Raw genomic sequence first — 24,240 nt, forward strand, 5'->3', positions numbered from 1 at the left:
GTGTGACCCCCGGACGTTTGGAGCGGGCGCAGATCCCCGCGGTCCCACGAGTATAGGCACCGGTAGGCGAGCACGCACCGTCGGCCAATTCGGCACCACCGCGAGGCCATGACTAAAGTGGCCCGCGGGGGGTTGATTGTGGGGTCTACGATGCGCATCTCGTACCGCTGGGCGCTCGTCGCACTGGACACTGCCGTCATCGTGGTGGCGACGATCGCGGCTGTCGCCCTCCGCACCTGGGTCCCCTTCCTCCGCAGCATCAACGACGCGGATCAGCTGGTGCTCCCCGTCGCGCCCCTCATCGTGGTGGGCTGGCTGATCGCCCTGGCCCTCGGGGGGGCCTACCGCCCCCGGCACTGGGGATTCGGGGTGATCGAGTACCGCCAGGTGTTCAACTCGTCGATGTTCTTCCTCCTCGCCCTGGGTTTCTTCGCCTTCATCTTCAACTACCCGCTCTCCCGGGGGTTCGTAGCCATCCTCGTGGCGATCGGCATCCCCACGCTGCTCCTCGGCCGGCTGACGGCCCGCAGGATTCTGCAGGCTCTGCGCCGCGGAGGGCGGTTCTGCCTGCCCACCCTGGTGGTCGGCGACCAGGGGGCGGTCGACGACGTGGTGAAGGTTCTGCGCCGCGAGACCTGGCTCGGCTACACACCCGTGGGAATCGTCACCCCCCGCGAGGAGGAGGTGATCGAAGTCGGCCCATATCCGCGCGATGTCTCGGACGTCGGTTCACTCGACGACCTCATCAGCGTCATCGACCGCACCGGTGCGCGGGCGGTGATCTTCACCACGGGCTCGGTGCGCCGCGGGCGGGAGTTCAACGAGATGGCCCGCACCCTCGAGGGTCACCGCGCAGAGATGGTGGTGGTCCCCGCCATGACGGACATCTCTAGCCAACGCATCAACGTCACCCCCGTGGCCGGCTTGCCGCTCATGCACGTCAGCAAGCCGCAGGCCGAGCGGTCACTCCGCTTCACCAAGCGGGCCTTCGACGCTGTGGTCGCGATAGTGCTGCTCATCCTGCTCGGACCGCTGATGCTCGTGACCGCGTTGATGGTCAAGCTCGGCGACGGGGGGCCTGTGCTGTTCCGCCAGAGCAGGATCGGACGCGGGGGCGAGCCGTTCGAGTTGTTCAAGTTCCGCTCAATGGTGCCTGACGCCGAGCAGATCCGTCTGGACCGGCTCGAGGAGGCCAACGAGTCCGACGGCGTGTTGTTCAAGATCCGTGAGGACCCGCGCATCACCCGGTTCGGCAGGTTCATCCGCCGCTACTCGATCGACGAACTCCCCCAGCTCTTCAACGTCCTCCGCGGAGAGATGAGCCTGATCGGTCCCAGGCCGGCCATGGAACGCGAGGTCGCTAACTACGGCGCGCACGTGAGACGCCGACTGGACGTGCGCCCTGGCATGACCGGCCTATGGCAGGTCTCAGGCCGCTCGGACCTGGACTGGGACGACACCGTCCGCCTCGACCTTTACTACGTGGACAACTGGTCGATGCTGCAGGACATCGTCATCCTCCTGCGCACCTTCCGCGCCGTGCTGAGCTCCCGCGGCGCCTACTGACCACCCCTCAGGCGGGGCAACAAACCGCGTAGGTAGGTGCCGTAGCCGGACTTGGCGTAGCGGTCGGCGCGCTCGGCCAGCTCGTCGTCGGTGAGGAAGCCGCGGCGCCAGGCGGCCTCTTCGGGGCAGCCGACCTGGAGGCCTTGGCGGGCCTGGATAGTGCGGACGAAGTTGCTGGCGTCATTGAGGGAGTCGAAGGTGCCGGTGTCGAGCCAGGCGGTGCCGCGGGGGAGCAGGTCGACGTGGAGGCGGCCCTGGTCGAGGTAGGCGCGGTTGATGTCGGTGATCTCGAACTCGCCGCGCGGCGAGGGCTCGAGGTTGGTGGCGATGTCGACGACGTGCTCGTCGTAGAAGTAGAGGCCGGGGACGGCCCAGTGGGATTTGGGGTGGGCGGGTTTCTCCTCGATGGAGACCGCCATGCCGTTGCCGTCGACCTCGACGACGCCGTAGGCGGTGGGGTCGGCGACCTGGTAGCCGAAGATGAGGGCGCCGTCGATGGAGCGGGTGCGTTCGACGAGTCTGGTGCCGAGGCCGGGGCCGGAGAAGATGTTGTCGCCGAGGATGAGGCAGGAGGGTTCCCCGGCGACGAAGTCGGCGCCGATGGTGAACGCCTGGGCCAGGCCTTTGGGTTCGGGTTGGACCGCGAAGGTGAACTCCACGCCGAACTGCTCGCCGTCGCCGAGGAGGTGGTGGAACGCGTCGGCCTCGTGGGGGGTGGTGATGATCAGCACCTCGCGGATGCCGGCGAAGATCAGCGTGGCGAGCGGGTAGTAGATCATCGGTTTGTCGTAGACGGGCATCAGCTGCTTGCTGGTGCCCAGTGTGATCGGATGAAGCCTGGAGCCGGTGCCGCCGGCAAGAATGATCCCCCGCATGGGACCTACCTTGACACACGCAGCGCACCGCCGGTGCAGCTCCCCGCGGCTCGGACCTTGCGGTGCGCGCCTCCACGCGGGCGACTAGTAGGCTCCCAGGCGTGAAGACGATTCTGGTCACTGGGGGAGCCGGGTTCATCGGCAGCAACTTCGTCCATTGGGTGGTGCAACACACCGGCGCGACGGTGACGGTCCTCGACGCGATGACGTATGCGGGCAACGCCGCGAACCTGGCCGGGCTGCCGGCTGAGCGGGTGAGCCTGGTCGAGGGCTCGGTCACGGACCCGGCGCTGGTGGCCGGGTTGGTCGAGGCCCACGATGTGGTGGTGCATTTCGCGGCCGAGTCCCACAACGACAACTCCCTGGAGGGGCCGGGGATCTTCGTCGAGACCAACATTCTCGGCACGTTCCACGTGTTGCAGGCGGTGCGGGAGCATGACAGGCGGCTGCATCACATCTCCACCGATGAGGTGTACGGGGATCTGGAGCTCGACGACCCGGCGAAGTTCACCCCCTCTACGGCGTACAACCCGTCGAGTCCGTATTCAGCGTCGAAAGCGGCGAGTGATCATCTGGTGCGGGCGTGGGTGCGGTCGTTCGGGGTGCGGGCCACGATCAGCAACTGCTCGAACAACTACGGCCCGCGGCAGCACATCGAGAAGTTCATTCCCCGGCAGATCACCAATGTGCTCGACGGGATCCGCCCGAAGCTGTACGGGGCGGGGGCGAACGTGCGGGACTGGATCCACGTCGACGACCACAACTCCGCGGTGTGGCGGATCCTGGAAGACGGCAGGATCGGGGAGACGTATCTGATCGGCGCCGACGGTGAGAAGTCCAACAGGCAGGTCATCGAGCTGATCCTCGACCTGATGGGCCAACCCTCGGATGCCTACGACCGGGTCACCGACCGCGCCGGCCACGACCTGCGCTACGCCATCGACGCCTCGAAGCTCCGCGACGAGCTGGGCTGGACCCCGGCATACACCGATTTCCGTCAAGGGTTGCAGGCCACCATCGACTGGTACCGGGCGAACGAGGCGTGGTGGCGGCCGTTGAAGGCCGCCGTCGAGGCGAAGTACGCCGCGAAGGGACAGTGATGCCCGAGCTCACCGTGGCGTCCACCGCGATCCCCGGCCTGCTGATCCTCACCCTCCCCCTCCACGGGGACCCGCGGGGGTGGTTCAAGGAGAACTGGCAGCGGGCCACCATGACCGCGGCCGGGCTGCCGGACTTCGGCCCGGTGCAGCAGAACATGAGCTTCAACGCGAAGGCGGGGGTGACCCGCGGGATCCACGCCGAGCCGTGGGACAAGCTGGTCTCCGTGGCCACCGGCCGCGTGTTCGGCGCCTGGATGGACCTGCGTGAGGGGGACACGTTCGGCACGGTCGTGACCTGCGAGATCGGCCCCGACACCGCCGTGTTCACCCCCCGCGGCGTCGGGAACGCGTACCAGGCCCTCGAGGACGGCACCTGCTACTCCTACCTGGTCAACGAGCACTGGTCCGCCGACGCGAAGACCCAGTACACGTTCGCCAACCTCGACCACCCCGCCATCGCCTGGCCCCTCCCGCTGGCCACCGCCACCATCTCCGAGGCCGACCGCACCCACCCCCCGCTGCACCAGGTCACCCCCATGCCCCGGCCCCGACCGGTGGTCACCGGGGCCGACGGTCAACTCGGCCGCGCGCTGCGCCGGCTCCTCCCCGACGCCATCCACCTCGGCCACCACCAGCTCGACCTCACCGACCCCGACGCCGTGGCCGCCTACCCCTGGGGCCAGGCCTCCGCGATCATCAACGCCGCCGCCTACACCGCCGTCGACACCGCCGAAACCGACGGCCGCGCCGCCTGCTGGAGCGTCAACGTCACCGGCACCGCCAACCTCGTCGCGGCCGCCCGCCGCCACCGCCTCCCCCTGGTCCACATCTCCTCGGACTACGTCTTCGACGGCACCACAGAGACCCACCACGAGGACGAACCCGCCTCCCCGCTCAGCGCCTACGGCGCCTCCAAGGCCGCCGCCGACGCCCTCGTCGGCACCCTCCCCCACCACTACATCCTGCGCACCAGCTGGGTCATCGGCGAGGGCCCCAACTTCGTGCGCACCATGGCCCGCCTCGCCGACACCGGCGCCTCCCCCGCCGTCGTCAATGACCAACACGGCCGCCTCACCTTCACCCACGACCTCGCCGCCGCCGCACTCCACCTCCTCACCACCGCAGCACCCGCCGGCACCTACAACCTCACCTCCGACGGCGACACCACCACCTGGTACGACATCGCCACCACCGTGTTCACCGCCCGCCACGCCACCGGCCACGTCACCCCCACCGACACCGCCACCTTCACCGCCGGCAGGACCACCGCCCCACGCCCCCACCACTCCACCCTCGACCTCACCAAGATCAAAGCCACCGGCTACACCCCCGTCGACGGCGCCACCGGCCTCCGCCGCTACCTCGACTCCCTGCCATGAGCCTGGAGCCCTCCCTCGGTGTCCGCCTCCGCCTGACCCACGGCGTGCTGCAGCGCATCGCGGACAAGGCCGGCGCCGACGTCCTCCACATCAAGGGGCCGGCCGTGGCGCCGGAGCTCCTGGACAGGCGCACGGTCGCGGACCCCGCGGGTGACCGGACCGAGACCGTGGCCCGCAACAGCTCCGACGCGGACCTGCTCATCCGCCCGCAGCACGTCCGCCGGTTCCTCGACGAGGCCACCCGGCACGGCTGGATTCTCAAGACCAGCTTCTCCACCAGCTCGGCCTTCGGGCACGCCATGAACATCTTCCATCCCACCCTCGGCAACGCCGACGTCCACCGCCACTTCCCGGGCCTCGCGCCCGAGGCGTTCGACGAGCTGTGGCGGGACCGCTCCACCCTCCTGCTCGGGCATGTGCCCTGCCCCACGCCGTCGGTGCCGGCCCAGCGGCTGGTCCTCCTCCTGCACGCGGCCCGCAGCGGGCCGCACCATCCGGACACGGACCGCGCCTGGGGCCGCGCCACGGACGAGGAGCGCGCCGAGGTGCTGGCGCTCGCCCGGCACCTGGGCGCGGAGATCGGGGTGGCGGCGGCGGTGGGTGACCTGGAGGCCTTCAGCGGCCACCCCGACTACCTGCTCTGGAAGCACTTCCGCGACGGCAACACCAGCCGCCTGGACGAGTGGCGCGCCCGCTGGCGCTCCGCCACCACACTCGGCAGGAAGGCCGCCGTCGTCCAGGGGCTGCTGCTCTTCGACCGTTCTCTCCTGGAGGCCGAGCTGGGGCACGCCCCCAGCCGTCGCGAGGTGGCTCAGCGTACGCTGCTGCGATGGAGACGACTGCTCGGCGAACTCGCCGCCCGCCGGGACCCTAGGACGGGGGGACGATGAGGCACCGGCACCACCCGGACGTGGTCTGGGACAACGACGACGACCGCGTGATCGCCGCGGCACCCTCCGTCGGGCAGGTGGTCATCCTGGACGGCACGGCCGCCCTCATCTGGGACGTCCTCGACGGCGCCACCACCGAGGAGATCGTCCGCGACGTCAGCGAGGCGACGGGGGCGCCGACAGCCGAGATCGAGGCGGACGTCGCCGCGTACCTCAAGGATCTGGCGGCGAGGGCCCTGACGGTGAACTCCGATGACTGAGCCTGGATCCGTGGTGAGGCTGGCCGGCCTCGGCACCACCATCTCCGTGGACCTCGGCGAGTCGGGCCTCGACCTCGACGCCTTCCGCCACCTCTGGGCCCGTTGCCTCTCCCCCGACACCACCGCCCGCGCAGAGGTGACGGTCAGGAAGGGCTCGTCGCAGGAGTCCGCCACGCAGCAGATCACCCAGGCGTTCATCGCGGCCCGCGCGGGTGAGCTGCTCATGTTCCACGCCGGCTCCGTCGCCCACCGGGGCACCGGGCGCGCGCTGGTCTTCGTCGCCCCCGGCGGCACGGGCAAGTCCACGCTCACCCGTCGCCTCGGCAAGCGCTACGGCTACCTCTCCGACGAGACGGTGGGGATCAGCCCGGACACGCTGCGCATCCACCCCTACCCCAAGCCCATCACTCTCGCCCCGGATCACGGCCACCCGAAGCGCGAGAACTCCCCCGATGACCTGTCGCTGCTCCCCGCACCGGAGGTCCCGGTGCTCGCGGATCTCGTGGTGCTGCGGCGGACCCCGGACCGGGAGAGCGCCACGTTCACCCCGCTGCCCGTCCTCGACGCGCTCACCATGATCGCCCCGGAGACGTCGTCGCTGTCGAAGCTGCCCGAGCCGCTGCACCTCATGGCCGACGTGCACAGCCGGGCCGGGTGCACGCTCGTCGAGTACGGCGAGGGCCACCAGATCCTCCAGTGGTGCACCGACAGGTTGGAGGGACTCGCATGAGCATGGAACCGGAGATGACCCCGGAGACGTCAGCTCACGACCGGGGCATGATCCGCCGGGAACCCGTCACCGACCTCCTCGCCGTCGACGGCGAGTCGCTGGTACTCGTCGATGACAAGGTGCTCCGCCTGGGCCCGGTGGCCACCGTCGTCCTGCAGCTGCTGGAGGACGGGCCGCGCAGCCAGGCCCAGCTGACCGAGGCCCTCGAGGACGAGTTCGGCGCCCCTCCAGAGGGGGATCTGACCGGGGCCGTCGAGGCACAGCTGAACGGGCTCGCCGCCGCGGGGTTGATCACCCGCGACGACGAGCCCGCCTGTAACTCAGACCCTCAGAGGGTCGTCCACGCCGGAAGCTCCGGCAGCAGCGCCTCGAACTCGGCCACCAGCGAGTCCATGTACTCCCCGCGGTAGGTGCCGCCCAGGAACCTGGGCAGCGCCTCCTCGCGGAACCGGCGCCAGGACTCAGCCTCGCTGCCGGGCATGATCGGGTAGAACAGCACCCCCTCGGAGAAGGCGCTGTCGCGGTCTCCTGGGGCGTCGCCGATCAGCATGATGTGGTCGTCGTCGTACTTGCCCTTGGCGGCCCAGTGCACGTGCTGGGCCTTCGAGCCCATCTCCTGCCCGGCGACCACCTTCATGTACTTCGCGAGGTCGTGCTCGTGCCACTCACGCTCGAGCGCCTCCATCGGGGTGGCCGACACCGTCATGCAGTCCACGTCGGCCTGCATCGCCTCGATGGCCTCACGCACGCCCGGGAAGGGGGCGCAGCCGTGCACCATCCAGGCGATCAGCTCGTTGACGCCCTTGCCCCACGCGATGCACTGGGCGATCTCGGCCGACGGGTGGGCCTCGGCGAACTCCGCGATCCCGCGGTCCGAGCGGGGGTAGCCCGAATCGAGGAACCTCTGCAGCTCGACGCCCTCGGGCACCTTCACGCCGCGCTCCAGCACCTCGGGCCGTTGCCTGAGCAGCTCGAACAGCCTGGCCAGCGCCACCCAGCGGTTCTGGCCGCGGGTGGTGGAGTGCAGGTTGACGAACAGGGCGGTCTCGCGCACCAGGGTGGACGCGGCCTGCAGGTCGAAGTACTTGATGTAGGAGGGCGTGAAGCACTCCTGGTGCTTGATGTCCATGGCGTCCATGGCGCAGCCGTCGGAGTCGATCCCGACGAAGAAACCCTTGGTGGGCTGGAAGTCGAGCAGGACCTGGGCCCGCTCCGGCATCTTCTCTGTCATGTGGGGGTCCTCAGATCCGGGAGTCGGGGAAGGGGAACATCTCGGTGGCGGAGGTGCCCTTGAACTCGCTCTTGCCCTCCATCTTGTCGAGCAGGACGTCGAGGTTGAAGTCGTGGTCGTCGAAGGCGTTGATGAAGGTCTTGACCTGAGGCATGTCGGCCAGGAGGTTGGGTGACGCCGTCGACACCAGGATGGTGGGCAGCTCGTGGACGTACCACGGCATGTCCAGGGTGCCCTTGGTGCCGGGCCAGTAGGGGCGCTCGACGGCCTGGCCGAGGCCGTTGACGTTGGCCACGGAGAGCACGAGGTCGTAGTTGTCGGTGAGGTCCGAGATCGGAGACTTGCCCGCGTAGGCGTTCTGCAGGATCTGCTTGGTCTCCTCGGGGGACTTGCCCTTGATCTTGTCCAGCTGGGACTCGTAGCGGTCCGCGTCGTAGCCGCGCTCGCGCAGCTTGGCGACGATCTTGTCCGCCGGGTGCTCGCCGGCGCCGCCGGCCATCATCGCGAAGGGGCTGGGCGCGGCGCCGATCGGCACCACGAGGATCCGCTTGAACTTCTCCGTGGAGATGGGGAGGTTCTCGGGCTGCTTGTGCTTGACCAGCGTGATGGCGCGGTCGGCCACCTCCTTGGCCATCTCCTTGCTTTCGGGCAGACCGATGCGGGCCATGGCCACCTCCTTCGGCGGGAGGAGCTCCTCGCGCTTGCGGGCGTGCAGGCCCAGCATCGCCTTGAGGCCGAGGATGCGGGTCAGGGCCTCGTGGAGTCGCTCGTCGGAGAGCTTGCCGGACTTCCAGCCCTCCATCATCCAGCCGAAGTCCTCGTCGGGATCGTTGAAGAACAGGAAGAGGTCGCAGCCGGCCTCGATGGCGGTGGGGAGGATGTCGGAGCGCTTCATGGCGCCGGTGAGGCCCACCATGTGGCTCGCGTCGGTGACGACGACGCCGTTGAAGCCCAGCTTCTCGCGCAGGAGCTTGGTGTTGATCTCCTTCGACAGGGTGGCCGGCAGGATGTCCTCGTCGGTCATGTCGGGGTTGAAGTGCTTCTGGTAGGCGGGCAGCGCGATGTGGCCGGTCATCAGCGACGGGAGGCCGGCGTCGATGAGGCCCTTGTAGAGCTTGCCGAACGTGGCGTCCCACTCGTCGGTGGACAGGTAGTTGGGGGCGTGCGAGAGGTGCTGGTCGCGCTCGTCGATGCCGTCGCCGGGCCAGTGCTTGGCGGCCGGGGCGATGCCGGACTCCTGGATGCCCTTCATGTAGGCGAGGCTCATCTCCAGGACCATGTCGACGTCGCCGCCGAAGGCCCGCCGCGACACGATGGGGTTGCGCCAGTTGCGGTAGATGTCGACGATGGGCGCGAACGACCAGTTGCAGCCGATGGCCGCGGCCTCGACGCCGGAGATGCGGCCCATCTCGTAGGCGTACTTCGCGTCGCCGGTGTTGCCGATCTTGGCCTCCCACCCCACGTAGGTGCCGTCGGTGGCGGCGCCGTTGCCGCCGGCCTCGGTGTTGGCGGCGATGAGCATCGGGATCTTGGACTTGGTCTGCAGGATGTGGTTCTGCTCCCACACCTCGGCGGCGGGGGCGGGGACGTAGCGGACGGCCCCGATGTGGTAGGTGTCGAGCACCCCGGTGAGGTACTCCTCGGTCCGCTGGGCTCCCATGTTGACGAAGAGCTGACCGATCTTCTCCTCGTCGGTCATCTCCTCAATGGTGCTGCGCACCCACTCGATTGCCTCGTCGTCGAGGTTGAAGGGCGTGGCCTTGAGGTCCACCATGATGATTGCTCCTTGCTACGTTGCTGGTGTCTTCACGCTACGTCCGGACCACCCCCGGGACCTCGTGGTTGCCGTTTGTTGCCACGCTCAGCCGAGCGTGCGGCCGCCGCCCGAGTTGCCACGCGGGCACCTGCAGCCATGCAACAACTGGCAACACTTGTCGCGCGGCCCACCCCGCGGGTCATCCTGAGGGGGCACACGACCAAAGGAGCATCGATGGCACTCGCCACCCCGACCCCGTCCACCGCAGACATCGGCGTCACAGGAATGGGGGTCATGGGCTCGAACCTGGCCCGGAACCTCGCCCGCAACGGCCACAAGGTGGCCATCCACAACCGCAGCGCCGCCAAGACCGAGGCCGTCATGGACGCCCACGGCACCGAGGGGACCTTCGTCCCCGCCGAGACCATGGACGACTTCGTGGCCTCGCTGAGCAGCCCCCGCGTCGCCATCATCATGGTGGCCGCCGGCCCCGCCACCGACGCCGTCATCGAGGAGCTCGCCTCCCGCATGGACAAGGGCGACATCATCGTCGACTGCGGCAACTCCCTGTTCTCCGACACCCGCCGTCGCGAGGCCGCCCTGCGCGAGCGCGGCCTGCACTTCGTCGGCGCCGGCGTCTCCGGCGGCGAGGAGGGCGCCCTGTGGGGCCCGTCGATCATGCCCGGCGGCTCCGTGGAGTCCTACACCCGCCTCGGCCCCATGTTCGAGTCGATCGCCGCCCAGGTGGACGGCCAGCCCTGCTGCGTCCACGTCGGCTCCGACGGCGCCGGGCACTTCGTCAAGATGGTGCACAACGGCATCGAGTACGCCGACATGCAGGTGATCGGCGAGGCCTACGACCTGCTGCGCCGCGCGCTGGACCTCAGCCCCGCCGAGATCGCCGACATCTTCGCCGAGTGGAACACCGGCGACCTCGACTCCTACCTCATGGAGGTCAGCGTCGAGGTGCTCCGCCACAAGGACGCCACCACCGGCCAGGCGCTCGTCGACGTCATCGTCGACCGAGCCGGCCAGAAGGGCACCGGCTCCTGGACCGTCCAGACCGCCCTGGACCTGGGCGTCCCCGTGACCGGCATCGGCGAGGCCACCTTCGCGCGCGGCCTCTCGTCGTCGGTCGAGCAGCGGCTCGCCGCCCGCAACTTCGACGGCGGCGCCTCCGCCTGGGACGTGGCCGACCGCGACGCCTTCATCGAGGACGTCCGCCAGGCGCTGTACGCGTCGAAGCTGGTGGCCTACTCGCAGGGCTTCAACATGATCCAGGCCGCGGCGGCCACCTACGGCTGGGAGATCAACCTGGGCGAGCTGGCCCGCATCTGGCGCGGCGGCTGCATCATCCGCGCCCAGTTCCTGGGCGAGATCACCCGCGCCTACACCGCCAGCCCCGAGCTGCCCCTGCTGATCGGCGACGGCTACTTCTACGGCAAGATCGTGGCCACCCTCCCGGCCTGGCGCCGGGTGGTCAGCCAGTCCGCGCTGCACGGCGTGCCGGTGCCGGTGTTCTCGTCCTCGCTGTCCTACTACGACGGCGTCCGCGCGGACCGGCTCCCCGCCGCCCTCATCCAGGGCCAGCGCGACTTCTTCGGCGCGCACACCTACCGCCGGATCGACCTCGAGGGCACCTTCCACACCCTCTGGGCCACCGAGGGGCGCCCCGAGGTCGAGGCCTGAGCCTCACCTGCTCCACTCCCCCGGGTCCGGTTCTCCGGACCCGGGGGTTCGCACATCCACGAGAGTTAGGCTGAGCCATGACCAAGCTGTACCCGGGCGTCGCCCCGGCCGCCACCGTCGGCGGCGCGCAGAGCACCCTGACCGACGATGAGATCCGGCGCTTCGTCGCCGACGCCATCGGCGCCTACGACTTCGACGGCAAGCGCGTCACGCTGGTGGTGCCGGACGGCACCCGCCACGCGCCCATCGCGATGCTGTCCCATCTCATCCGCGACGCGCTGGGGTCGCGGCCGAAGGACGTCCGGGTGGTGATCGCCCTCGGCACGCACGACTACATGTCGGAGACCGCCATCGCGGCCCTCATGGGCTACGAGCCCGGCCACTTCGCCGACGAGTTCCCCGGGTGGGAGATCTTCAACCACGACTGGCGCAACGACGACAGCTTCGCCGACCTCGGCACCATCGAGGCCTCCCGCATCGGCGAGCTCACCGACGGCCGGCTCACCGACCGCGCGATGACCGTGCTGGTCAACAGGATGGTGGTCGACACCGACATCTCGCTGGTGCTCGGGCCGGTCCTCCCGCACGAGGTGGTGGGCATCTCGGGCGGCAACAAGTACTTCTTCCCGGGGCTCTCCGGCCACGACGTCATCGACATGTCCCACTGGGTGGGCGCGCTGATCACCAGCTACGAGATGATCGGCAGCGTCGGGATCACCCCGGTGCGGCAGATGATCGACGCGGCGGCCGAGCTCATCCCGTCGACGAAGCTGCTGCTCGGCATGATCGTCAAGCCCGGCTCCGACGACCTCCAGTTCCTGGCGTTCGGCGACACCCGCTCCTCGTGGGAGGCGTGCGCGGAGGTCTCGGCCCAGGTGCACGTCAAGTACGTACCGAAGGCGTACAAGCGGGTGGTCTCGATCATCCCGACGATGTACGAGGACATGTGGACCGGCGCTAAGGGCTTCTACAAGATGGAGCCGGTGGTCGCCGACGGCGGGGAGCTGATCATCTACGCCCCTCACATCACGCAGGTCTCCGTCATGCATCCCGGGATCGAGGAGATCGGGTATCACAACCGGCAGTACTTCGTCGGCCAGTGGGACCGGTTCAAGGGCCACCCCTGGGGCGAGCTGGCCCACTCGACGCACTTGCGCGGGCTGGGCGACTACGACCCGGCCACCGGAGTCGAGACCAACCGGGTGACGGTCACCCTTGCCACGGGGATCCCGCGGGAGGTGGTCGAGGGTATCAACCTGAACTACCTCGACCCGGCGGATGTGGACCTCGACGCGTTCGAGGCGGACCCGGACACGCTCGTCGTCCCGAAGGCCGGCGAGCTGCTCCACCGCACCGAGGAGCAGCGCAACCGCCTGCCCGCCTGACCTCACCGTCGTGGCGGCTCACGGGCGGAGGTGAGTGCCTCGGCGGAGCGCCGGCGCGCCGCGCCGGCCCCGCGGAGTGCGCTCTGTCGGTCAGCCCTTGCGACGCCCTCCCCGTCGGCTCGGCGCCTCGCCGGCGGGCTCGCCGCCCGGTGCCGGTGCCTGCGGAGGGGTCGCGGGGACGTTGGGCAGCGCCCAGGTGGCGGCCAGACCGAGACCGATGATGGCCGCCGCCACCCCCGTGGTGATCCTGCTCGCCGTGATCATGGCCGCGGAGGCCGCGTCGCCGGCGGCGGCGGTGGCCGGATCGGCCTTGAGCGACGGGATGACGGCACCGGCAGAGTTGGTGACCACCTCGACGATCGGCGTCGAGGCCGCATCCGGCAGGCCGGCCTCCTCCAAGTTGTTGGCCGTCGACGTGCCCAGAGACGACAGCAGAAGGCTGCCGAGCAGCGCCACGCCGAGAGCCGAGCCCAGCTGGCGGAACGTGCTCTGCAGACCGGAGGCCTGACCCGATTCCGCGACGGGGATCTCGGCCAGGATGACGCTGGTCAACTGGGCCGTGGCCATGCCCACGCCCATGCCGTAGAGGAACAGCCACGTGGCGATCAGCCAGCCGCTGATGTCGGCCGACAGCGTGAGCGCCAGCCCTGCCACCGCGAACGCCTCGACCCCCAAGCCGATCCGCACGACGGCACGGCCTCCGAGGCGCGCGGTCAGCTGCGGTGTGGCGCCGGAGATGAGGAAGGTGCCCACCGCGAGCGCCATGATCAGCCACCCGGTCCCCAGCGCGGTGTAGCCGAGCGAGTTCTGCAGCAGAAGGGGCAACGTGAAGAGCAGCCCGAACTCGCCGAGCGCCACCACGAGGGCGGCGATCGACCCGTACCGGAACGACCGCACGCTGAGCAGGCGGAGGTCCACCAGGACCACCTTGCCGCTGCGCGCCCGCGCCTGCTGAAGCAGCACGAAGACCACCATGAGGGCCAGCCCGAGGGCCATCACGATCGGCACCGGAGAGATCTGGCCAGAGTCCTGGCGCCACCAGCCGTAGGTCTGCCCCTCGATGAGGGCGAACACGATGCCGCCCATGCCCAGGGCCGACAGCACGGCCCCGCCCACGTCGAGTCCGCGGGGGCCCGAGGTGTCACGGGACTCGGGCACCCACAGGATGATCGCCAGCAGGACCACCAGGCCGACGGGCAGGTTGAGCCAGAAGGCCCACCGCCACGTCCAGTTCGTGGCGAGCCACCCCCCGAGCAGCGGGCCGACGGCGGCCATGCCACCGATCGTCGAGCCCCAGACTGCGAAGGCGATCGCACGCGCGCGACCCCGGAACATCGCGTTGAGGGTGGAGAGCGTCGCGGGCAGGATGGCCGCCGCACCGATCCCCTGGAGGACGCGGGCCCCGATGAGAACGTTGCCGTCGCTCGCGAAGCCGGCGCCGAGGCTGCCCAGCATGAAGATCGCCATGCCGATCCCGAAGAGCTTGCGCCGGCCGTAGAGGTCGCCCACACGCCCGACCGTCAACAGGAGCGCGGCCAGCATCAAGGAGTAGACGGCGTTCATCCACTCCGCCTGCGTCGAGGTGAGTTGGAGGTCCTCGATCACCACGGGAAGCGCGACGTTGACCACCGTCGCGTCCATGATGATCACGGAGACGCCCAGCGCCACTGCGGCCAGCGCCAGCCACCGATGCGGATGAGGGTGCGGCTCCGCCGACGGGTCCGTGTCCTCTGAGGTAAACTTACCGACAGTCATGTCGGCATCATACCGACGCCACCGTCGAGAACAAACCCCCGTCCAGACGGGCACGAAGGAAGGTTGAGATGCCCAGGATCGACGCTCCCACCGTCGCCGAACACCACAGCCGCAAACGCGCCACGCTCCTGGCCGCCGGCGCTGAGCTCCTCGCCGAGCAGGGAGTCGACGGCGTGACCCTGGGCGCGGTGGGAGCCGCGGCCGGCCTTGCGCGCTCCAGCGTGTACCAGTACTTCGACTCGGCCCCGGCGCTCCTGGCAGCCGTGGTCAACGACCTCGCGGCTTCTGCCGCCGAGCATCTCGCGCGGACCCGCGACGCGGCGCCCACGCCGACGGCACGGATCGAGGAGTTCGTCCGCTCGGCGCTCGACACCTCCATGGAGGCCACGCACCGGTCGCTCGCGGCGCTCGACCCCGCGTCGCTGCCGGCCGAGTGCCGGGCGCACGTCGCGGCGCTGCACCAGCGGCAGTTCGAACCGCTGCGGCAGGACCTCGCCGAACTCGGAGACGAGCGTCCCGAACTCACCGCGCAACTGATCGGTGGCGTGCTCAGCGCCGCCTACCGGGCGCTGGCGGACGGCGCGCCCAAGGACACCGTCGTGGCGCACACCCTCGCGTTCATCGGCCATGGCGTCGGGACTGCCGCCCCAGACTGACGGATGGGTGGGTGCACGACACGCCGTCGGGATCGGTGTTCGGGTACACATAGAGCACCGAGGGCCGATTCACACGGCGTGTCGTGCCACGGGCTCCGGGCCGACGACGGCGGGGACGCCTGCCCCGGGGCGGGAGTCCGGCGGGTGGGGTGTGCACGACACGCCGTCGGGATCGGTGGTCGGGTGCGTATAGGGCACCGAGGTGCGATTCGCGCGGCGTGTCGTGCCACCGGTAGGGGGCCACGGTGTCGACGGCGGGACGTGAGGTGTCAGCGAGGGCGGGGGACGGCAGGGCGGCTGGGCGCAGGGATGCCCAGCCCGAGGGGCACCCAGAAGAACCCGCCTGAAGCAGGCTCGAGCCCGGGCCGCCCTGCCGGCACCCGCCCGGACCCGACCACGCCACAGGCACACCAGTGACGGGAGACGTGGGACGAGGCCCGGGCGGCCTCAACTACCCGACCCGCGACCAACACGCGGCCAACAAGCAGACGGCGGACAAGGGCCGCACGGGCCTCGTGTCAGGGCTCCCGGCACCGACGGCGTGACCCGGACCCAGCGGGGTCGACGAGCGAACCGGCAACCCTTGAGGTCGCAGCAGTCCCAGCACCGTGCGCGAGATGGTTTCGACACGCGCTGAGCCGCAGGCGGCTCGGCGCGGCTCAACCAGCGGAAGGGGCGGCTCGGCGCGGCTCAACCTGCGTCGGAAGGGGCAGGCCTGCCGGAGCCTGACAGCGAGGGTGGGGGACGGCAGGGCGGCTGGGCGCAGGGATGCCCAGCCCGAGGGACACCCAGAAGAACCCGCCTGAAGCAGACCCGAGCCAGGGCCGCCCTGACGGCACCCGCACGGAATGGACCACGCCACAGGCAGACCAGTGCAGGGAGACGTGAGACGAGGCCCGGGCGGCCTCAACTACCCGACCAAAGCCAAGCACACGGCCGACAAGCAGACGGCGAACAAGGGCCGCACGGGCCTCGTGTCAGGGCTCCCGGCACCTGGCGGCGTGACGCAGTGTCGTTGTCCATAGTGAGCCAACGGGGGTTTCGACACGCGCTGAGCCGCAGGCGGCTCGGCGCGGCTCAACCAGCGGAGAAAAGGCCCGGCTCAACCCAAGTCGACACGCGCGGAGCCGCAGGCGGCTCGGCGCGGCTCAACCAGCTCGGGAAAGGGTACGGCCCAACCAGCGTCGGAGAGGGTCAGCCGAGCACGAAACGCCGCGCGAATCGCACCTCGGTGCTCTATACGTACGCGACCCCCGATCGCGACGGCGTGTCGTGCACGCGCCTCATCGTCGAGCAGGGCGAGGGGTGGGGCCGGGCCGGGCGGTGGGAACAGACGAACGGCCCCCGCCTGAGCGGGGGCCGTTCGTGGGTGGGACGTCGGTCCCGGTTCGTCGTCGAGGATCAGACGGTGGCGGCAGCCTCCGCCTCGGCGCGGCGACGCTTGAGCTCGGCGATGTTGGACTCCACTGCCTTCTTGCCCAGCGGGTAGACCAGCCAGAGCGCCAGGGCGCAGGCCAGGTACATGAAGCCCGGCAGCAGGGTGGACAGCATCCAGATGCCCTGGATGGTCTCCTCGCTCTGGGTGACCGACTCGCCGGCGGTGGCCGTCTGGTAGCCGATCCAGCCGAGGGCCATGGAGCCGAGGCCGCCGGCCAGCGCCTGGCCGAACTTGCGGGACCAGGAGTACACCGCGTAGACGACGCCGTCGTTGCGGGCACCGGTCTTGACTTCCTGCTGGTCGATCACGTCGGTGATGAAGGCCCACACGAGGACGTTGAAGAGGCCGAGGCCGATGACCGCGAAGCCGAAGACCACGAGGAAGGCGAACGGCGAGTTGCGGAGGTCCACGAAGTAGAGCGCGATGTGGAGGAGGCCACAGAGCAGGACGCCGATGACGCCGATCTCCTTCTTGCCGAAGCGGCGGGCCAGCGCCGGGGCGAAGGCGGCGAGGGCGAGGGCGGGAAGGAAGGACAGGATCTGGCCGATGGAGGCGAGCTCGCCGCGCTCGAAGTACTCGAGCCACAGGAAGGAGCTGACGGAGCCGGCGAACAGGGAGGCGAACAGCAGCATGATGGCCGCGAGGATGAGGCCGCCGAGGGCGCGGTTGGTGAACAGGCCCTTGACGAGTGCGCCGGCGCCGCCACCCTCACCCTTGGCCTTGGTCTCGACGACGACGCGCTCCTGCACGTTGACGTAGCAGAGCAGGTAGCAGACCACGGCGAGGATGCCGAACACGACGGCGATGATCGGGAAGCGGCCGGTGAGGATGTCCTTGCCCTGGAAGGCGATGAGCGGGACGGTCAGCGAGATGACGATGCCGGCCAGCGATGCGCCCATCGAGCGGAACACCGACAGCTGCGAGCGGTCGTCGGCCTCGGGCGAGATGGCCGATGCCATCGAGCCGTAGGGGATGTTGATCATGGTGTAGAAGACAGATCCCCAGAGGAAGTAGGTGACCCACATCCAGGCGATCTTGGCGCCCATCTGCGCCTCGCCGACCGGCAGGAACCAGTACATGGCGAAGATGGCCACCATGGCCAGCGCCACAGGGATGGCGCCGCGGAGGATCCAGGGGCGGAACCGGCCGGCGGCGGTGGGCTTCGAGCGGTCGACGATGACGCCCATGCCGACGTCGGTGAAGGCGTCTACGAAGCGGGCCACGAGGAACACCAGGCCGACGGCGACCGGGTCGATGCCCATGCCCTTGATGTAGAAGGCGCCGAGGAAGAAGGCGGACATCATGAAGGTGAAGTCGTTGCCGAAGTCACCGAACATGTAGCCGACCTTGTCGCGCCAGCCGAACGGGCGGACGTCTGTTGCCTTCCTGCTGGAGGGTGCGGCGATGGTTGACATGTAAGTCTCCTTTGACTAGCGGCTTCGACGCCGCCTTGCGGGGTGTGAGGTCAGGTCCCTCGGTGGTGTCGATCCGCCTGGGCTGTGACTCAACTGTCGCACCGGCCGATCCGGGTGGCCATAAGTTGCCATCTCTTGCCACCACGTCCACCCCGGGATGGTGCTGCCGCGCAACAGCGCCCGATCCCACGGCAACTTGTGGCAACCCAGGATCTGGCCAGTCGGCAACATGGTGCAATGAATCCCACAGCCCGCCCGTACGCACCGCCTCGCAAAGGAGCAAGACATGCTGGGAGCACGCCCCTCCGTCAGCCGATCCATCACGACCCTCGACGGCGTGTGGGACTTCCGTGCCGACACCGAGCATGAGGGCCGCGACGACCGCTGGTACGCCCGCCGACTGACGGACTCCCGCCCCATGCCGGTGCCGGCCTCCTACAACGACATCACCACGGACACCGCCCTCCACGACCACGTGGGCGTCGTCTGGTACCAGCGCTCCGTCACCGTGCCGCGCGTCGTCGACGGCGAGCGCCTGTTCATCCGCTTCGGCGCCGCCACGCACCAGGCAACCGTCTGGGTGGACGACACCGAGGTGGTCAGCCACGTGGGCGGCTACCTGCCCTTCGAGGCGGACATCACCGACCTCGTAGAGTCGGGCGGCTCCTTCCGCCTCACCATCGCCGTCGACAACCGCCTGTCGTGGCAGTCCATCCCGCCGGGCTTCGTGAAGACCGACGAGCTGGGCCGCGAGAAGCAGTACTACTTCCACGACTTCTACAACTACGCGGGCCTGCACCGCTCCGTGATCCTCTACACCCGCCCGGCGGTCGCGGTCACCGACGTGACCATCGTCACCGACATCGCGGGGACCGACGGCGTGGTGGCCTACGACGTGGTGGCCGACGGCGCGAGCAGCGTCCGGGTCCGCGTCCTCGACGCGACCGGCGCCGAGGTGGCCTCCGCGGACGGCGCCAGCGGCGAGATCACCGTCGCCGACGCGGAGCTGTGGGCGCCCGGGCGCGGCTACCTCTACACGTTGGAGGTCCACGCCGACGACGACGTCTACCCCCAGCCGTTCGGCATCCGCACCGTCGAGGTCAGGGACTCCCAGTTCCTCATCAACGGCGAGCCGTTCTACTTCCGCGGCTACGGCCGCCACGAGGACAACCTGGCCCGCGGCAAGGGTCACGACAACGCGCTCATGGTCCACGACTTCGAGCTGATGACCTGGCAGGGCGCCAACTCGTTCCGCACCTCCCACTACCCCTACGCGGAGGAGGTCATGGACTACGCGGACCGCCAGGGTTTCGTCGTGATCGACGAGACCGCGGCCGTCGGCCTCAACGCAGGCATCACCGGCGGCATCTTCGGCGACGACAACCCGCGATCCACCTTCAGCCCGGACACGGTCAACGACGAGACCCAGCGCGTGCACGCCGCCCACATCCGCGAGCTGATCGCCCGCGACAAGAACCACCCGAGCGTGGTGCTGTGGTCCATCGCCAACGAGCCGGAGACCTTCACCGACGCCGGCCGCGCCTACTTCGAGCCCCTGGTCAAGACGGCCCGCGAGGCCGACCCCACCCGCCCCGTCGGCTACGTCAACGTGCAGCTGTCCACCCCCGACAAGGAGAAGGTGGCCGACCTCTACGACGTGGTCATGCTCAACCGCTACTACGGCTGGTACTGGGACAACGGCGACGTGGAGCTGGCCGAGGCCCACCTGCGCAGGGAGATCGACGCCTGGATCCAGCTGGCGCCCGGCAAGCCCATCATCTTCACCGAGTACGGCCCCGACACGCTCAACGGCCTCCGCGACTTCCACTCCCGCCCCTGGTCGGAGGAGTTCCAGGCGCAGCTGCTCGGCATGTACCACCGCGTCTTCGACGACTACGCGGAGGTGGCCGGCGAGCAGATGTGGAACTTCGCCGACTTCCAGACCACCCCGGGCATCATGCGCGTGGGCGGCAACAAGAAGGGCATGTTCACCCGCGACCGGCTACCCAAGGCCGCGGCCTACGGCGTCCGCGACCGCTGGCTGCGCCTGCGCGACGAGCAGGGTCGCTGACGGACATGACCTCCCATCGCGCAGCGCGGCCGACGGAAGCGAGGGCCGATCTCCACACCGCCCTCCCCTCGGCACTCGAGAGGGTCGCGGCCCTGGTGGCCGCCGACCTCGCACCTGACGGCGCCACCCCCCGCGTCGGCGTCGCCTACTCCGGCGGGGTGGACTCGGCCGTCCTCGGGGCGCTCACCGCCCGCGCCGTCGGCGTGGACAACACCGTGCTCCTCCTCGGCGTCTCCCCGTCGCTGGCCCGGCGCGAGCGCCGCCTCGCCCACCGCCAGGCCGAACAGCTCGGCCTCCGCGTGGTGGAGGTGGCCACCCACGAGCTCGAGAACCCGCACTACAGCGCCAACCCCGTGGACCGCTGCTACTTCTGCAAGGACGAGCTGTTCACCCGCCTCGACTCGCGTGTCGCGGCCGAGCTGGGCCTCGACGTCGTCGCCTACGGCGAGAACGCCGACGACGCGGTCCGCCCCGACCGCCCGGGCAGCAGGGCGGCGCGCGAGCACCACGTCCGCCACCCCCTCTCCACCGCGGGGGCCACCAAGGCCGACGTCCGTCGGATCGCGGCCCATCTGGGCCTGCAGGTCGCGGCCAAGCCCGCGTCCCCGTGCCTGGCCAGCCGCATCCCGCACGGCCAGGAGGTCACCGCGGAGAAGCTGGCGGCCATCGACGCCGCCGAGGACGCCGTGCTCGGCGCGGGGTTCAGCGACTGCCGGGTGCGCCACCACGGCGACTCCGCGCGCATCGAGGTGCCCGTCGACGAGTTCGGCCTCCTGGCCGACCGGGCCCGCAGCGCCCGCCTCCTCGCCGAGGTCCGCGCGGCCGGCTTCCGCACCGTCACCCTGGACCTCGCCGGCATCCAGTCCGGCGCCTTCACCCTGCAGATCCTCACCGCCCGTCCGGAGGCGCTATGACCGACGTGGCCCACCTCGACTTCGACCGCTTCAAGCGCCGCGGCTACGCGGAGGCCGTGTTCTGCCTCGGCAAGACGGCCGGGCAGTGCCGCGAGATCGCCCGGATGTGGCGCGAGCGCGCAGCCGCCGACACGGAAGCCCTGGGCACCGTGCTGTTCACCCGCGCCACCGCCGAGCAGGCCGAGGCCATCCTGGCCGAGCTCCCCCACGCCTCGTACGACCCGACGGCCTCGCTGCTCGCCTGGCCCGCCGAGCCGCCGGCACCCACCGGCGGCCGCGTCGTCGTGGTCTGCGCGGGCACCTCGGACCTCCCCGTCGCCCGCGAGGCGGCCCTGACGGCCCGCTACCTCGGCCGCGACACCGTCGAGATCGTGGACGTCGGCGTCGCCGGGCTCCACCGCATCCTGGGCCGGCTCGACAACCTGCGCGAGGCCGACGTCATCGTCCTGGCCGCGGGCATGGATGCCGCGCTGGTGCCCGTGGTGGCGGGGCTGGTGTCCTGCCCCGTCGTCGCGGTGCCCACCTCGGTGGGCTACGGCGCCACGTTCGACGGCGTGGGCGCGCTCCTGGCGATGCTCAACTCGTGCGCGCCCGGCGTTGGCGTGGTCAACATCGACAACGGGTACGGCGCGGGCCACCTGGCCGCGCAGATAGCGGCCCCCAGGGAGGCCCGCCATGCATGACATCGTCACCGGCGGCGGCCACCACACCCATCACCACGCGCACCCGCGCCTCACCACCGCCGACGGCCAGGTGGTGGACGCCGGAACCCGCATCGAGCCCGGCCGCATCCGCCAGGACGTCCTCGCCCCCACCACCCTGTGGATCGACGCGACGCAAGGCGCCTCGGGCGACATGCTCCTGGCCGCCCTCATCGACGCCGGCGCCGACGCCGGGTCCGTGGCCGCCGTCCTCGACCTGATCGCCCCCGGCGCCCTGCACCTGCGCTCGCGCCGCGTGGAGCGCGGGCCGTTCTCCGCCCTCAAGATCGACGTCATCGCCGACGAGGTGGACCCGCCTGCCCGCCACCTGAGCGACATCGAGGCCATGCTCGACGTACCCGGCATGCCCGCCGCGACCCTCCGGCTCGCCACCGCCGCCTTCCGCGCCCTCGCCAGGGCCGAGGCGGCCGCCCACGGCACCACCCCCGAGGACGTCCACTTCCACGAGGTGGGCGCCCTGGATTCCATCGGCGACATCGTCGGCGTCTGCGAGGCGGCCCGCACCCTGGGCGTCCAGCGCGCCGTCAGCTCCGTGGTGGCGGTCGGGGCGGGCACCGTCCCCACCCAGCACGGGCTGCTCACCGTCCCGCCGCCCGCCGTCATGGAGCTGTCCCGCGGCTGGCAGGTGGAGGCAGGGGGCCCGGCAGACGTCGGCGAGCTCTGCACCCCCACCGGCATGACGCTGATCCGCGCCCTGTGCGAGGCCGTGGGCCCGCTGCCCCGCATGTCGGTGCACCGCACCGGCACCGGCGCAGGCAGCCGGGTCCGCGCCGACCGTCCCGGCGTGCTCCGGGCCGTGATCGGCGCCACCGCCGCCCAGCAGCACGCCTCGGGCCGCTCCCCTGGCCAGGACCGCACCCCTGAGGAGGTCTGCGAGGTCAGCGCCAACATCGACGACCTCGACCCCCGCGTCTGGCCCGCGGTGATCGACCGCCTCCTGGACGCCGGCTCCGTCGACGCGTGGCTCACCCCCATCACGATGAAGCGCGGCCGCCCCGCCCACACCGTCTCCGCGCTGGTCCCGCAGGCCGCCGTCGACGACGTGGTGGACGCCCTCATCACCCACACCTCAACCATCGGCGTGCGGATCTCGCCGCCGTGGCGCCGCCGGGTGCTGCGCCGCACGTGGCGGCCGGTGGAGGTGGACGGCATCGAGGTGCGGATCAAGGTCTCCGGTGACGGCCCAGGCTCGGCCATCCACCAGGCCACCGCTGAGTTCCGCGACATCGAGGAGCTGGCCACCACCCTCGGCTGCGCGCAGCGCGTGGCGCTCACCCGGGCGCAGGGCGCCGCCTGGCGTGCCGGGCTCTACCCGGGCGCCCCCTGGCCCGACGGCGAGGAGGACGGCGATGAGTGACGAGTCCACCCCCAAGCGCCGCAAGCGCGTCACCATCTACGACGTGGCGCGGGAGGCGGGCGTCGCGGCGTCGACGGTGTCACGCGCCTTCGCCCGGCCCGGCCGCGTCAACGCAGAGACCGGCCAGCGCATCCACGAGGCCGCCCTCAGGCTCGGCTACCGCGTCGACCCGATCGCCCGCTCCTCGGAGAGCAGCCCGGGCACGAAGCTGCTCGCCTTCGTGGTGGCGGACGTGACCAACCCCGTCTACGCCCACATCATGAAGGGCTTCCAGAAGGAGGCGGCCGAGCACGGCCACACCGTCCTGCTCATCGACTCCCAGGAGGACGGCCAGACCGAGAACCAGCTCATCCACAGCGTCCTCCACCTGGTCGACGGGGTGGCGCTCACGTCGTCGAGGCTGAGCGACTCCGCGATCGCCCAGATCGTCAAGGTCACCCCCGTGGTGGCGGTCAACCGCGCCATCGCCGGCCTGCCCTCGATCATCCCCGACACGGCCCGCGGCCTGCGCCGCGCCGTCGAGCACCTGGCCACCCTCGGGCACCGCCGGATCACATACCTGTCGGGGCCGGCCGCCTCGTGGGCCGACGGCGCCCGCTGGCGCGCGGTCTCCGAGGCCTGCCAGGAGCTGAGCCTGCACCTGAGGCGCATCGGCCCCAACGCGCCGTCAATCCACGGCGGCTTCGCCGCGGCCCGCGAGTGGCAGGAGCACCCCACCACCGGGGTGATCGCCTACAACGACATCATGGCCATCGGCTTCATGAAGCAGGTCCAAGGGGCCGGCTACAAGGTGCCCGACGACGTGTCCGTGATCGGCGTGGACAACTCCATCTCGTCGGTGCTCACCACGCCGACGCTCACCACCGTCTCCCCCGCCACCAGCCTGATCGGCGCGCGCGCCGCGAAGGCGCTCATCACGCAACTGCGGCACCGCGGCGCCCCCAGCGCCGAGACCATCGTCACCCCGATGGAGTTGCTGGTGCGCGAGAGCGTGGCACCCCCTCCACTCCACGACCCCAAGCCCACATCACCTCACACGGAAGTCAGGTAA

General features: G+C 70.3%; 21 protein-coding genes. 16 read left to right on the forward strand and 5 right to left on the reverse strand.

Features of this window, described 5'->3' with window-relative positions; genetic code table 11:
* Positions 1 to 150 precede the first annotated feature (150 nt).
* Positions 151 to 1,566, forward strand: coding sequence for a sugar transferase (locus ACX1D3_RS01460; protein ID WP_458995208.1), 1,416 nt, complete (start codon positions 151 to 153; stop codon positions 1,564 to 1,566).
* Here ACX1D3_RS01460 and rfbA read toward each other — a convergent pair.
* On the reverse strand, positions 1,560 to 2,441 hold the full coding sequence (rfbA, locus tag ACX1D3_RS01465; RefSeq protein WP_458995209.1) for a glucose-1-phosphate thymidylyltransferase RfbA: 882 nt from the start codon (positions 2,439 to 2,441) through the stop codon (positions 1,560 to 1,562). The two genes, ACX1D3_RS01460 and rfbA, sit on opposite strands and share 7 nt — an antisense overlap.
* A 101-nt stretch (positions 2,442 to 2,542) precedes the next feature.
* Here rfbA and rfbB point away from each other — a divergent pair, with 101 nt between their 5' ends.
* Genes rfbB through ACX1D3_RS01495 form a run of 6 tightly spaced genes read left to right on the forward strand, consistent with a single transcriptional unit; the run spans position 2,543 to position 7,210 of the window.
* Positions 2,543 to 3,541 (forward strand): dTDP-glucose 4,6-dehydratase, encoded by a 999-nt coding sequence (gene rfbB, locus ACX1D3_RS01470; RefSeq protein WP_458995210.1) that lies wholly within the window; start codon positions 2,543 to 2,545, stop codon positions 3,539 to 3,541.
* Positions 3,541 to 4,920: a sugar nucleotide-binding protein gene (locus tag ACX1D3_RS01475; RefSeq protein WP_458995211.1), complete on the forward strand. Its 1,380-nt coding sequence runs from the start codon at positions 3,541 to 3,543 to the stop codon at positions 4,918 to 4,920. Before rfbB ends, ACX1D3_RS01475 begins: the two co-directional genes overlap by 1 nt.
* Positions 4,917 to 5,810, forward strand: coding sequence for a nucleotidyltransferase family protein (locus ACX1D3_RS01480; RefSeq protein ID WP_458995212.1), 894 nt, complete (start codon positions 4,917 to 4,919; stop codon positions 5,808 to 5,810). Before ACX1D3_RS01475 ends, ACX1D3_RS01480 begins: the two co-directional genes overlap by 4 nt.
* A complete protein-coding gene (locus ACX1D3_RS01485; protein ID WP_458995213.1) occupies positions 5,807 to 6,070 on the forward strand; it encodes a PqqD family protein in 264 nt (87 codons plus the stop codon). Before ACX1D3_RS01480 ends, ACX1D3_RS01485 begins: the two co-directional genes overlap by 4 nt.
* Positions 6,063 to 6,800 carry a hypothetical protein gene (locus ACX1D3_RS01490; RefSeq protein WP_458995214.1) on the forward strand — a complete coding sequence of 246 codons (738 nt, stop codon included), beginning with the start codon at positions 6,063 to 6,065 and terminating at the stop codon, positions 6,798 to 6,800. Before ACX1D3_RS01485 ends, ACX1D3_RS01490 begins: the two co-directional genes overlap by 8 nt.
* Positions 6,797 to 7,210 (forward strand): PqqD family protein, encoded by a 414-nt coding sequence (locus tag ACX1D3_RS01495; protein ID WP_458995215.1) that lies wholly within the window; start codon positions 6,797 to 6,799, stop codon positions 7,208 to 7,210. The genes ACX1D3_RS01490 and ACX1D3_RS01495 overlap by 4 nt, the downstream gene beginning before the upstream one ends.
* Here ACX1D3_RS01495 and ACX1D3_RS01500 read toward each other — a convergent pair.
* Both ACX1D3_RS01500 and ACX1D3_RS01505 read right to left on the reverse strand, forming a co-directional pair.
* Positions 7,129 to 8,031 (reverse strand): HAD family hydrolase, encoded by a 903-nt coding sequence (locus tag ACX1D3_RS01500; RefSeq protein WP_458995216.1) that lies wholly within the window; start codon positions 8,029 to 8,031, stop codon positions 7,129 to 7,131. The two genes, ACX1D3_RS01495 and ACX1D3_RS01500, sit on opposite strands and share 82 nt — an antisense overlap.
* A gap of 10 nt (positions 8,032 to 8,041) precedes the next feature.
* A complete protein-coding gene (locus ACX1D3_RS01505; protein ID WP_458995217.1) occupies positions 8,042 to 9,805 on the reverse strand; it encodes a glycoside hydrolase family 3 N-terminal domain-containing protein in 1,764 nt (587 codons plus the stop codon).
* A 216-nt stretch (positions 9,806 to 10,021) separates the two neighbouring features.
* On the opposite strand from ACX1D3_RS01505, the gene gnd reads away from it, so the two are divergent.
* The gene (gene gnd / locus ACX1D3_RS01510) at positions 10,022 to 11,476 is read left to right on the forward strand and encodes an NADP-dependent phosphogluconate dehydrogenase (protein ID WP_458995218.1); all 1,455 of its coding nucleotides are present in this window, start codon (positions 10,022 to 10,024) and stop codon (positions 11,474 to 11,476) included.
* A gap of 77 nt (positions 11,477 to 11,553) precedes the next feature.
* Entirely contained in the window at positions 11,554 to 12,861 is a 1,308-nt protein-coding gene (locus tag ACX1D3_RS01515) for a lactate racemase domain-containing protein (RefSeq protein WP_458995219.1), read from the forward strand.
* A gap of 90 nt (positions 12,862 to 12,951) precedes the next feature.
* Here the strand turns inward: ACX1D3_RS01515 and ACX1D3_RS01520 are convergent, their stop codons facing one another.
* The gene (locus tag ACX1D3_RS01520; RefSeq protein ID WP_458995220.1) at positions 12,952 to 14,616 is read right to left on the reverse strand and encodes an MFS transporter; all 1,665 of its coding nucleotides are present in this window, start codon (positions 14,614 to 14,616) and stop codon (positions 12,952 to 12,954) included.
* A gap of 68 nt (positions 14,617 to 14,684) precedes the next feature.
* On the opposite strand from ACX1D3_RS01520, the gene ACX1D3_RS01525 reads away from it, so the two are divergent.
* The gene (locus ACX1D3_RS01525) at positions 14,685 to 15,272 is read left to right on the forward strand and encodes a TetR/AcrR family transcriptional regulator (RefSeq protein WP_458995221.1); all 588 of its coding nucleotides are present in this window, start codon (positions 14,685 to 14,687) and stop codon (positions 15,270 to 15,272) included.
* Positions 15,273 to 15,685: 413 nt separating this feature from the next.
* Positions 15,686 to 15,817 carry a hypothetical protein gene (locus ACX1D3_RS01530; RefSeq protein ID WP_458995222.1) on the forward strand — a complete coding sequence of 44 codons (132 nt, stop codon included), beginning with the start codon at positions 15,686 to 15,688 and terminating at the stop codon, positions 15,815 to 15,817.
* Positions 15,818 to 16,673: 856 nt separating this feature from the next.
* Here the strand turns inward: ACX1D3_RS01530 and ACX1D3_RS01535 are convergent.
* A complete protein-coding gene (locus tag ACX1D3_RS01535; RefSeq protein ID WP_458995223.1) occupies positions 16,674 to 18,125 on the reverse strand; it encodes an MFS transporter in 1,452 nt (483 codons plus the stop codon).
* 286 nt (positions 18,126 to 18,411) lie between these two features.
* Between ACX1D3_RS01535 and uidA the strand changes: the two genes are divergently transcribed.
* The 5 genes from uidA to ACX1D3_RS01560 are packed head-to-tail and all read left to right on the forward strand — an operon-like array spanning position 18,412 to position 24,240.
* Positions 18,412 to 20,196 (forward strand): beta-glucuronidase, encoded by a 1,785-nt coding sequence (gene uidA / locus ACX1D3_RS01540; protein ID WP_458995224.1) that lies wholly within the window; start codon positions 18,412 to 18,414, stop codon positions 20,194 to 20,196.
* A 5-nt stretch (positions 20,197 to 20,201) separates the two neighbouring features.
* Complete coding sequence (larE, locus tag ACX1D3_RS01545; protein ID WP_458995225.1) at positions 20,202 to 21,110, forward strand: ATP-dependent sacrificial sulfur transferase LarE; 909 nt, start codon at positions 20,202 to 20,204, stop codon at positions 21,108 to 21,110.
* Complete coding sequence (gene larB, locus ACX1D3_RS01550; protein WP_458995226.1) at positions 21,107 to 21,793, forward strand: nickel pincer cofactor biosynthesis protein LarB; 687 nt, start codon at positions 21,107 to 21,109, stop codon at positions 21,791 to 21,793. Before larE ends, larB begins: the two co-directional genes overlap by 4 nt.
* On the forward strand, positions 21,786 to 23,189 hold the full coding sequence (gene larC / locus ACX1D3_RS01555) for a nickel pincer cofactor biosynthesis protein LarC (protein WP_458995227.1): 1,404 nt from the start codon (positions 21,786 to 21,788) through the stop codon (positions 23,187 to 23,189). Before larB ends, larC begins: the two co-directional genes overlap by 8 nt.
* The gene (locus tag ACX1D3_RS01560) at positions 23,182 to 24,240 is read left to right on the forward strand and encodes a LacI family DNA-binding transcriptional regulator (RefSeq protein WP_458995228.1); all 1,059 of its coding nucleotides are present in this window, start codon (positions 23,182 to 23,184) and stop codon (positions 24,238 to 24,240) included. Before larC ends, ACX1D3_RS01560 begins: the two co-directional genes overlap by 8 nt.

The sequence above is a fragment of the Tessaracoccus yangjingae genome (assembly GCF_054483935.1).